We start from the raw sequence: 10,453 nt of genomic DNA, 5'->3' as shown, positions 1-10,453 counted from the left end.
CCGGACCCGGGCGGCTGCCCGCCGCCTCGGCGCAGGTCGAGAAGGACGGAAAGTTCGTCATCGAGGCCAACATCTTCGGCGACGGCGCAAAGCGCGATATCAGCGCATTCGGCGTCAAGTCGGCCGCGCCGACGAAATATCCGGCCGGCTCGACCGCCGATCTCGGCGACGGCGTGACCCTGCAGGTCAATGCCGACGGCAGCTTCGTGCTTGCCTCGCCCAAGGCCTTCGAGGGCGACCGCGGCCAGCGCGTCTATTTCGCGTCGTCGGCGCCGCCGAAGTTCACCACGGACAACTACAAGACGGTGCTGTTCTCGGAAGGCATCGGCCGCTCCTTCATGAACTCGCTGACGGTGACCATTCCGGCCACCGTGATCCCGATCCTGATCGCGGCCTTCGCGGCCTACGCGCTGGCCTGGATGCGCTTTCCCGGCCGAGCGCTTTTGATCGCGGTCATCATCGGCCTGCTCGTCGTGCCGCTGCAAATGTCGTTGATACCGCTGCTCAAGCTCTACAACGGCGTCGGCTCGTTCTTCGGCGTGCCATCCAAGACCTATCTTGGCATCTGGCTGGCGCATACCGGCTTCGGCCTGCCCTTCGCCATCTATCTGCTCAGGAGCTACATTGCCGGGCTGCCGCGCGAGATCATGGAATCGGCGCGCATCGACGGCGCCAGCGATTTCGAGATCTTCGTCAAGATCGTGCTGCCGCTGTCGTTCCCCGTGCTCGCCTCCTTCGCCATCTTCCAGTTCCTGTGGGTGTGGAACGATCTCTTGGTGGCGATGGTTTTCCTCGGTACAGAGGCCGACCAGATCGTGCTGACCGCCAAGCTGAACGCGCTGCTCGGCTCGCGCGGCGGTGACTGGGAGATCCTCACGACATCGGCATTCGTGACCATCATCGTGCCGCTGATCGTGTTCTTCTCGCTGCAGCGCTATTTCGTACGCGGGCTGCTTGCCGGCTCGGTGAAAGGAGGTTGAGACAATGCAATCGGCTTTGAAGGCGACGTCGAGGCCCGACCCCGCCGTCGATCGCGACTGGTGGCGGGGCGCGGTGATCTACCAGATCTATCCGCGCAGCTACCAGGACTCAAATGGCGACGGCATCGGTGACCTGAAGGGCATTGTCCGGCGCTTGCCCTACATCGCCTCGCTCGGCGTCGATGCCATCTGGATATCGCCCTTCTTCAAGTCGCCGATGAAGGACTTCGGTTACGACGTATCGGACTATTGCGACGTCGACCCGATGTTCGGCACGCTCGCCGATTTCGATGCGCTGGTGGCGGAGGCGCATCGGCTTGGCCTCAAGGTGATGATCGACGAGGTGCTGTCACATACCGCCGACATCCATCCCTGGTTCAAGGAAAGCCGTTCGAGCCGCAGCAATCCGAAGGCCGACTGGTATGTGTGGGCCGACGCCAGGCCGGACGGCACGCCGCCCAATAACTGGCTGTCGATCTTCGGCGGCTCGGCCTGGCAATGGGACACCAGCCGCCAGCAATACTACCTGCACAATTTCCTCGCCGAGCAGCCCGACCTCAACTTCCACAACGCGGAGGTCCAGGACGCGCTGCTCGACGTCACCCGTTTCTGGCTGGAGCGCGGTGTCGACGGCTTCCGCCTCGACACCATCAATTTCTATTTCCACAGCCAGGGGCTGGAGAACAATCCGCCGCTGCCGCCCGAGGAGCGCAACGACCAGACGGCTCCGGCTGTCAACCCCTACAACTACCAGGACCATATCTACGACAAGAGCCGGCCGGAGAACCTCGGCTTCCTCGAACGCTTCCGCGCCCTGCTCGACGAATATCCGGCGCAGGCAGCGGTCGGCGAAGTCGGCGATTCGCAGCGCGGCCTGGAAGTGGTGGCCGCCTACACCGCCGGCGGCAAGCGCGTCCACATGTGCTATTCCTTCGACTTCCTCGCACCCGAGAAGATCAGCGCCGCCAAGGTGCGCGCGGTGCTGGAGGCCTTCGGCAAGGTCGCCAGCGACGGCTGGTCGTGCTGGGCTTTCTCAAATCACGACGTGATGCGGCCGGCCTCGCGCTGGGCCGCCAGCGAGGCCGATCCGACCGCCTATCTCAAGGTTATCTCGGCGCTGCTGATGTCGCTGCGCGGCTCGGTCTGCCTCTATCAGGGCGAGGAACTCGGCCTCGGCGAGGCGGAACTCTTGTTCGAGGACCTGCAGGATCCCTACGGCATCCGCTTCTGGCCCGAATTCAAGGGTCGCGATGGCTGCCGCACGCCGATGGTGTGGGATGCCGCCGCCAAGAATGGCGGCTTCTCGGCGGCCAAGCCCTGGCTGCCGGTGCCCGGCAAGCATCTTTCGCAGGCTGTGAGCGTGCAGCAGGGCGACCCAAGCTCACTGCTCGAGCACTACCGGCGCTTCCTCGCCTTCCGCCGCCAGCATCCGGCGCTGGCCAAGGGCGATATCGACTTCATCGAAAGCGCGGGCGACACCGTCGCCTTCACCCGCCGCGAGGGCAATGAGCGTGTCGTCTGCGTCTTCAACCTGGGCAGCGAGCCGGCCGAGGTCGATCTCGGCGGCGGCTCGCTTCAGCCCTTGCCGGGGCACGGTTTTTCGAGCCAAGCTGGCGCCGGCTCCATCCGCCTTGGCGGCTACGGCGCCTGGTTCGGCCGCATCGACTGAGTTTTTGAAACGGACGTCATTGGGAGGAAATCATGGCCGATGTCACGCTGAGGCAAGTGAAGAAATCATACGGCAATCTCAACATCCTGCATGGCATCGACCTCGACATTAAGTCGGGCGAGTTCATCGTCTTCGTCGGCCCGTCCGGTTGCGGCAAGTCGACCTTGCTGAGGTCCATCGCCGGGCTGGAGGAGATCACGTCGGGCGAGCTCAAGATCGCTGGCGAGGTAGTCAACGACGTGCCGCCGTCGAAACGCGGCATCGCCATGGTGTTCCAGTCCTACGCACTCTATCCGCACATGACCGTCTACGACAACATGGCCTTCTCGATGAAGATCGGCAAGGAAAGCAAGGCCGAGATCGACAAGCGGGTGCGGCAGGCGGCCGAGATCCTGCAGTTGACCAAATATCTCGACCGGCTGCCCAAGGCGATGTCGGGTGGCCAGCGCCAGCGCGTTGCCATTGGCCGCGCCATCGTGCGCAATCCGAAAGTGTTCCTGTTCGACGAGCCGCTGTCCAATCTCGACGCGGCACTTCGCGTCGCCACCCGCATCGAGATCGCCAAGCTGAAGGAATCAATGCCGAACACCACGATGATCTACGTCACCCACGATCAGGTCGAGGCGATGACGCTGGCCGATCGGATCGTGGTGCTGAAGGAAGGCCGCATCGAGCAGGTCGGCACGCCGATGGAGCTCTATAAGCGGCCCGGCAATCTGTTCGTCGCCCAGTTCATCGGCTCGCCGGCCATGAACATTCTGCCGGCGAAGATCGAAAAGGCCGGCGATCCGACCATCATCAGCCATGTCGGCGGCCGCAAGGCGACGGTTCCGATCGCGACCCCTGCCTCGGCGAATGGCGCGGCGGTAAGTTTCGGCGTGCGGCCGGAAGACCTGGCGATCGCTACCGGCACGGAGTATCTGTTCGAGGGAACGGTGGACTATGTCGAGCAGCTTGGCGAGGTCCAACTCGTCTATGTCGACATCGGCCGCGCCGACCTGCCGCTGGTGACGAAACTGCCGGGCAATGTCGAGGTCAAGCGAGGTGCTGTGCTGCGGCTCAACGCCGATGCCGGCGACCTGCACATCTTCGATGCGGACGGCCACTCCTTCACGCTGCACATGGCGGCAGCGAAGGCGGCCTGAACTTCACGTTGGACAAAACAAGAGCGGCGGGCACTGCCCGCCGCTCTGGTATTCAGCCAGCCGGTGGAACCGGAATGGGCGGCTCTGTCCGGCTGTTAGCGGCCGAACAGGTTGCGATCGCTGCCCTGAGGGGCGGACTTCTCAACGTCGCCCGACGAGTTTAGCAGCTTGTAGACCGGCGAGCTGGTGTCGCGCGTCGAAGACGTCTGGGTGGTGTCGACGCCGGCGGCGGCCGGCCGCTGATTAATGTCAGTCCCGCCAACATTGTCATTGCGGGCATAGGCGCTGCCGGCGGCGATCAAAAGTGCGGCGGCGGTAAGAGCAATCTTCTTCATTTCTGGTACTCCTGAATCTGCATCGGAGCGGCGAGCCTGTCCGCCGCGTCCATCTTCCGTTGGAGCGTGGTCCGGATCGGCCTAGTTGTTGCCGAAGAGGTTGCGGTCGCTGCCCTGGTTGGCGGGCTTCTCGGCGGCCGGCTGCGACTGCTTGATCGAAGCCGTGTACGAGCTGTCGACCGCGGTGGCCGGCTGGTTGGCACCGTCAGAACCGAAGTGGTCGCTGCCGGCTGCGAAAGCGCCGCCCGAGATGGCCAGGAGGGCTGCGGTGGCAAGGATGATTTTCTTCATCTTAGTGTTCCTGAATTTCTGAGGATCCCGAGCGGCGGGCATCGCCCACCGCGGTCAGGGATCGTGTGTTAGTTGTTGCCGAACAGGTTGCGGTCCGAGCCCTGTGCCGGCGTCTGAGCGACCGGTTCCGACTTCTTGACCGAAGCCGTGTACGAGCTGTCGACGGCAGCGGCGGGCTGATTGGCACCGTTCGAACCGTAGTGGTCGCTGCCACCAGCAAAGGCGCTGCCGGAAATGGCCAGAAGGGCGGCGGCAGTAAGAACAATCTTTTTCATTTTTAGTACTCCAGTATATTTTTCCGTCCGTCTAGCGGCGTGTCTTGGGAGGAAAGCGCGTCGTTCGGACAGCCCCGATGTGGGAGAGCCCCTTCCCGGTTTCCAATCACGAAGTTGTTTCGCCTGGACCATGGCTCTGCACCTTGAAATTGTGCCACGGCCTCCCACACGTATTGTATTGTAAAGCAATATCAATATGTTATCCGAATGGACCATCGACCCAGTTGACGATTTGGAAGATCTGCGTTCACACCGTCCTGCACGCATTGTCAACAGAAACGAACCGTTCGGTTCGATTTTAGAATCTCCTAATGGTCACTTTTCTATACTGTTAACCAATTCAGACCCGGTCAGCGGTCGATATGAAGGCGTTTCCAGCGCGCGATTCGGATCGCCCCCGAGGACGGCAATTCGGCGCCAGCGTGCCGCGAACCCGAAACGCGTGTCGCGCCCGCACGGATGCGATGTCGTTTTCGTACCGACGGTCCGCCGGCCTTAGTGATTAGATCAGGCCATCTCAGGTGCCGACCCGTGACGACGGGACGGAGAATTGGGAAGCCGGTCAAATTCCGGCGCTGCCCCCGCAACGGTGGTGGAGTTCAAGTCGCGACGGGAGACCACTGGGCCATCTGGCCTGGGAAGGTGTCGCGCCCGCCCGCAAGGGCACTCCAGAGCCCGGAAACCAGCCCCAGATTTCTAGGCTCGACTGATCGCGGTGGGCGGTCAAGAGGCGGATGGCGCGCGCCTGGCCCTGCCGGTGGCCGCCGTTCCTCTCCATCACCACCAGTTCAGTCCTTGATGCGACCGACGCGAGGGACAGGACATGGATGCGCGCAACGACATGCTGAGGCACCTGCATAACCGCAGGCAGGGCTTTTCGCTCGAACAGCCTTTCTACACCGACCCGGATTACTTCAAGCTCGACATGGAACTAATCTGGTATCGCGACTGGCTGTTCATCGGCCACGATTGCGAATTGCCGAAGCCGGGCAGCTACATCACCGCGCAGATCGGCGATTATCCGGTGGTCCTGGTCCGCGACCAGCAAGGCAGGATCAACGCCTTCCATAATTCCTGCCGCCATCGCGGCAGCCGCGTCTGCAACGCCGAGAAGGGCACCGCGGCGAAGCTCGTCTGCCCCTATCATCAATGGACCTACGAACTCGACGGCAGGCTGCTGTTCGCCCGCCAGATGGCGGATGGCTTCGACAAGAGCCAGTTCGGCCTGAAGCCGGTCACCTGCGAGAGCGTCGGCGGCTACATCTTCATCTGCCTGGCGAAACAGCCAGCCGATTTCGCGCCGATGCGCGCCATGATCGAACCCTATCTCCTGCCGCATCGATTGAGCGAAGCGAAGGTCGCTTTCGAATCGACCATCGTTGAGAAGGGCAACTGGAAGCTGGTCTGGGAAAACAACCGCGAGTGCTACCACTGCGCCGGCAATCATCCCGAACTCTGCAAGACCTTTCCCGAGGCGCCGACCGTGACCGGCGTACATGGTGCCGAAAGCGATCCCGAGATGCAGGCGCATTGGGCGAAATGCGAGGCGGCGGGCCTGCCGAGCAAGTTCCGCATCGACCCCGCCGGTCAGTATCGCGCCACCCGCGCGCCGCTCTTGCGCGATGCCGTCAGCTATACGATGAGCGGCAAGCGCGCGGTGAGGAAGAACCTATCCACGAGCGTCTCGGCGGACCGCATCGGCACGTTGATGCATTACCACTATCCGACGACCTGGAACCATATCCTGATCGACCATGCCGTCACCTTCCGGGTGCTGCCGATCAGCGCCACCGAAACCGCGGTGACGACGAAATGGCTGGTCCACAAGGATGCGGTGGAAGGCGTCGATTACGATCTTGCCGAACTCACCCATGTCTGGACCGAGACCAACGACCAGGATCGCCGCATCGTCGAGGAAAACGCTTTCGGCATTCTGTCGCCGGCCTATGAGCCCGGCCCCTATTCGGAGCAGCATGAGGGCGGCGTCATCCAGTTCGTCGAATGGTACGCCGGCTTCATCGGCCCGCGCCTTGCCGAAGGCGGCCAGCCGACGCTGCGCAGTGTTGCCTAGCACATGGCGCCCAAAAGTGTTGAGCGGTTTTGGCATCACGACATGTGCAGAATGAAAAGGACCAAGGGATGAACGCGATGACCGATCTCGCCCTCTATCGCCATCTCGACGAGATGGCGCCCTGGAACGACCGGCTGCAGGTGCTGGAGGTGATCGGCGTCAGCGACGAGGCGCCGGACGTCAAGACCTTCACCTTCCGCTCCGACAACCAGACCTGGTTCCGCTACAAGCCCGGCCAGTTCGTGACGCTGGAACTGCCGGTCGCCGACGGACCGCTGATGCGCACCTACACGCTGTCCTCATCGCCCTCGCGGCCGTTTTCGATCGCGGTGACGGTGAAGGCGCAGGCCGGCAGCATCGGCACGCGCTGGATGTTCGACAATCTCAAGCCCGGCGCCCATGTGAAGGCCTATGGCCCGGCCGGCGATTTCTCGCTGCACAGCCATCCGGCGGCCAAGTACCTGTTCATCTCTGCCGGCTCCGGCGTCACGCCGATGATGTCGATGCTGCGCTGGCTGAACGACTGCGCGCCCTGGACCGATGTCGGTTTCGTCAACTGCGCGCGCAGGGCGGAAGAGATCATCTTCCGCAAGGAGCTTGAATTGCTGGGCAGTCGCATGCCCGGCCTGTCGCTCGGCTTTATGATCGAGGAACGCTCCAGCCGCGAGGGCTGGTTCGGTCACATGGGGCGGATCGACGCCATAAGGCTTCCGCTTCTGGCACCTGACTACCGCGAGCGGGAAATCTTCTGCTGCGGCCCCGACCCGTTCATGCGCGCCGTCCGGCAGATGCTGGAGGCCGCCGGCTTCGACATGGCCAAATACCACCAGGAAAGCTTTGCCGCGCCGGTGGTGGAGGAGGTGCCGGCGCCGTTCGCGCTGCCGACCGACGGCGGCATCGAGATGCCCGTCGAGGCCGCGACGCCGGTTCGCTTTTCACTTTCCGATGTCGATGCCGAATGCATCGCCGGGCAAACCGTGCTGCAGACGGCGCGCGCTTCTGGCGTCAGGATCCCGGCCGCCTGCGAATTCGGCCTGTGCGGCACCTGCAAGGTGAAGAAGGTGTCCGGCGAGGTCGAGATGAGCCACAATGGCGGCATCCTCGATCACGAGATCGCCGACGGCTTCATTCTCGCCTGCTGCTCGAGGCCGATGACGGCGCTGGAAATCGAGGCCTGATCCGCCGCATAGAACCCCAAAAGTGACAGGTGTCTCGCCGTGTCCATCGTCTTGCCAAGCAGGAACCGAGTGTTTACAGGCGTTCCTCGGGGGGAGCACCGCGGTACCGCGGTTGCTTGAGCTATGAAGTGGGGCAAGAACAATGCGGGCAGCGGATGTCTACGCTGTTGCGAGCAAGGATATCGTTTTTGAATCCTTCGACGGCGAAGCCGTCGTGCTTGATCTCGCGAGCGGAAGGTATTTCGGTTTCTCCGATACGGGCAGCCGTATCTGGCAAGCGCTGTCGTTGGGCGTGCCGGCCCCGGCGCTGGTCGGACTGGCCGCGGGAACGGCGACGATAGGATTGGTCGAACTCGAAAGCTTCATCGCGCAGCTCATCGATTTCGGCCTGCTGGCGCCAGCCCCGGATGCGTCGGCGCAGCCGCTGCCGAGCGGGCTGCCGGCCGAGCTTGCCGCGTCCCGCGAACCCCTGAAAGTTGACGTCCACGACGATCTTGCCGATCTCATCATGGTCGATCCGATCCATGAGGTCGAGGAACCCTTGGGCTGGCCCGCGGTCAAGCACGCGTCGTGAGACATCCGGGAGCGGCCGATCGCATTGGCGACGGTGCGCGGGAACAGGCCATGTCGCAGGTCACCCTCGGAAGCTTGCCGGACTATGCCCGCCAGGTTTTGGCCATGGCCGAGAGTGCGGCCGCCAGCTATTCCGTCACGCGGGATGTCCGTTTGCACCGGTTGGACATGGCTGTCCATCTCACGCCCGGCCCCTTCGCGGATGCCATCGACCGCGGCCTTGTTCCGGCCGGCGGTGATCGGCAAGCGTCGGGCGTATGCCGCATCCTCAACGCCCATCCAGGCATCGGTAACATCGCCGCTCCGGCGAAATGGGGCGAGGCGCAGTTCGCCCCGCACGCCTTTGCCTCCCGGCTTGCCGACGCCGGGCTGCGCGGCTCCTACTTCCACGACCTCGACTTTTGGCAGGTATACGATCCCAAGCGCCGTGTCGGCGCGCAATTGATGCGCTCCGCCGACGGCTTTCCGCCCTGGGAGCCGGGCGCGCCGCTGCGCGCCTTTCTGCATTGGGACTACGCGGCGCGCGGCATGCGGCTTGCGCATGCCGGCACGCTGGGCATCGGCGGCAAGGGCATCCTGCTTGCCGGCGCCGGTGGAGCAGGAAAATCGGGAACCGTCGTCGCCGGCCTGCTCAACGGCCTGGACAGCGTCGGCGACGACTATGTGCTTATCGACAGGACGGATGAGGGGGTAAGGGCGTATCCGCTGTTTTCCACCCTCAAGCAGGATCCCGAGGGTTTCGAACGGCTTGGCCTCAGGCAGCGGCTGAAATCCTATGGTCCGCTGAACTGGCAGGGCAAGCATCCGTTCCACATCGATGACGTCGCGCCCCGGCCGCTGCCGGCAAGTCTGGACATCGCAGCGCTGGTGGTGCCACATATCGGCGGTGGTGGGACAAGCTCGGTCATGCCCTTGTCGCGCAAGGACGCCATGATTGCGTTGGCGCCGTCCGGCATCGCTCAGATGCCTGGCGAGCGCGAAGGCGGCTTTCGCTTTTTCAGCGATCTTACCCGCCTCTTGCCATGCTACCGTCTGGCGCTGGGGACGCGCCCGGAGGAAATCGCCGCCAAAGTTTCCGGGTTTCTCGCGCGAGGCTCCGCATGAAGCTGAGCGTGATTATGCCAGTCCATAACCGCGAGAAGTATGTCGGCGCTGCGCTGCGCTCGCTGCTCAGGCAGCGCGACCGTGCCGATCTCGACATCATCGTCATCGACGACGGCTCGATCGACGGCTCGGTTGAGGTGGTGCGCTCGATGATGAGCGAAGCATCCTGCATCCGTCTTTTCCAGCAGCCCAATATGGGCGTCACCAAGGCGCGCAACGCCGGCCTCCGGCGGCTCCTGCCACAGACCGGCTTTGTCTCCTTCCTCGATTCGGACGACATCTCGCCGGCCGGCCGCTTCAAGGACGATTTGGCGCTTTTCGAAACCGATCCCGGTCTCGATCTGACCTATTCGCTGATGACCCTGGCCGACAATCTGGACGACGAGACGCTGGAGCCGGCGGCCGACAGCCACTGCGTGACCGTGCGCGGAATCCATCTGTCGGCCGGGATATTCACGCGCCGGCTTGTCGATCGGATCGGTGACTTCGACACCGATTTCAGCCAGGCCGAAGACACGGACTACCTGCTGCGCACTTTCGAGAGCGGCCCGAACTATGTCATGCCCGATACGGTGGGGCTCTATTACAGGCGCCATCCCGGCAACATGACCAGGGAGCCTGATATTCCCCGTCGCGAGTTCATGCGCGCACTCCACAAATCGATGAAGCGGCGCCGGGCCGACCCGTCGCTGTGTGCGATCGACAAGATCTTTGAGGTCAAGGATCTCGCGGATTGGCGGTTCATGTGATGGCTGGCTACGGCGTCGTCATTCCGGCCTTCAACGCGGCCGCCACCATTGCCGATACGCTGCGCTCGGTGGCCGCGTTGAAG

General features: G+C 63.4%; 11 protein-coding genes and 1 riboswitch. Of the genes, 8 read left to right on the top strand and 3 right to left on the bottom strand.

Features of this window, described 5'->3' with window-relative positions:
- The 3 genes from EN742_RS12105 to ugpC all read left to right on the top strand — a co-directional run.
- Positions 1–980, top strand: a 980-nt coding sequence (locus tag EN742_RS12105; protein ID WP_148670083.1) for a carbohydrate ABC transporter permease, incomplete at its 5' end; no start/stop codon positions are given.
- Positions 981–984: 4 nt separating this feature from the next.
- Positions 985–2,649 (top strand): alpha-glucosidase, encoded by a 1,665-nt coding sequence (locus tag EN742_RS12100; protein ID WP_128332847.1) that lies wholly within the window; start codon positions 985–987, stop codon positions 2,647–2,649.
- A gap of 32 nt (positions 2,650–2,681) precedes the next feature.
- Positions 2,682–3,794, top strand: a complete 1,113-nt coding sequence (gene ugpC / locus EN742_RS12095) for a sn-glycerol-3-phosphate ABC transporter ATP-binding protein UgpC (RefSeq protein ID WP_127420845.1) — start codon at positions 2,682–2,684, stop codon at positions 3,792–3,794.
- A 95-nt stretch (positions 3,795–3,889) separates the two neighbouring features.
- Here ugpC and EN742_RS12090 read toward each other — a convergent pair whose 3' ends face one another.
- The 3 genes from EN742_RS12090 to EN742_RS12080 all read right to left on the bottom strand — a co-directional run bounded on the left by EN742_RS12090 (position 3,890) and on the right by EN742_RS12080 (position 4,695).
- The gene (locus EN742_RS12090) at positions 3,890–4,129 is read right to left on the bottom strand and encodes a DUF680 domain-containing protein (protein WP_126056947.1); all 240 of its coding nucleotides are present in this window, start codon (positions 4,127–4,129) and stop codon (positions 3,890–3,892) included.
- An 81-nt stretch (positions 4,130–4,210) separates the two neighbouring features.
- Positions 4,211–4,420 carry a DUF680 domain-containing protein gene (locus tag EN742_RS12085; protein WP_127407832.1) on the bottom strand — a complete coding sequence of 70 codons (210 nt, stop codon included), beginning with the start codon at positions 4,418–4,420 and terminating at the stop codon, positions 4,211–4,213.
- Between the two features lie 68 nt (positions 4,421–4,488).
- Positions 4,489–4,695, bottom strand: coding sequence for a DUF680 domain-containing protein (locus tag EN742_RS12080; protein ID WP_127423106.1), 207 nt, complete (start codon positions 4,693–4,695; stop codon positions 4,489–4,491).
- A gap of 502 nt (positions 4,696–5,197) precedes the next feature.
- Positions 5,198–5,401: riboswitch (cobalamin riboswitch) on the top strand.
- A gap of 117 nt (positions 5,402–5,518) precedes the next feature.
- Here EN742_RS12080 and EN742_RS12075 point away from each other — a divergent pair.
- The 5 genes from EN742_RS12075 to EN742_RS12055 all read left to right on the top strand — a co-directional run bounded on the left by EN742_RS12075 (position 5,519) and on the right by EN742_RS12055 (position 10,370).
- A complete protein-coding gene (locus EN742_RS12075) occupies positions 5,519–6,766 on the top strand; it encodes an aromatic ring-hydroxylating dioxygenase subunit alpha (RefSeq protein ID WP_127406463.1) in 1,248 nt (415 codons plus the stop codon).
- Positions 6,767–6,843: 77 nt separating this feature from the next.
- Positions 6,844–7,944: a hybrid-cluster NAD(P)-dependent oxidoreductase gene (locus EN742_RS12070; protein ID WP_127406462.1), complete on the top strand. Its 1,101-nt coding sequence runs from the start codon at positions 6,844–6,846 to the stop codon at positions 7,942–7,944.
- Between the two features lie 142 nt (positions 7,945–8,086).
- Positions 8,087–8,518: a PqqD family protein gene (locus tag EN742_RS12065; protein WP_127406461.1), complete on the top strand. Its 432-nt coding sequence runs from the start codon at positions 8,087–8,089 to the stop codon at positions 8,516–8,518.
- Between the two features lie 50 nt (positions 8,519–8,568).
- Positions 8,569–9,621 carry a serine kinase gene (locus EN742_RS12060; protein WP_128332846.1) on the top strand — a complete coding sequence of 351 codons (1,053 nt, stop codon included), beginning with the start codon at positions 8,569–8,571 and terminating at the stop codon, positions 9,619–9,621.
- Entirely contained in the window at positions 9,618–10,370 is a 753-nt protein-coding gene (locus tag EN742_RS12055; RefSeq protein ID WP_127406459.1) for a glycosyltransferase family A protein, read from the top strand. Before EN742_RS12060 ends, EN742_RS12055 begins: the two co-directional genes overlap by 4 nt.
- Positions 10,371–10,453 lie beyond the last annotated feature (83 nt).

Source organism: Mesorhizobium sp. M4A.F.Ca.ET.020.02.1.1, from assembly GCF_004022645.1.
Classification (GTDB): Bacteria; Pseudomonadota; Alphaproteobacteria; order Rhizobiales; family Rhizobiaceae; genus Mesorhizobium.
The sequence above is the reverse complement of the archived record's forward strand: the minus strand, read 5'-3'. Positions and strand labels throughout refer to the sequence as shown.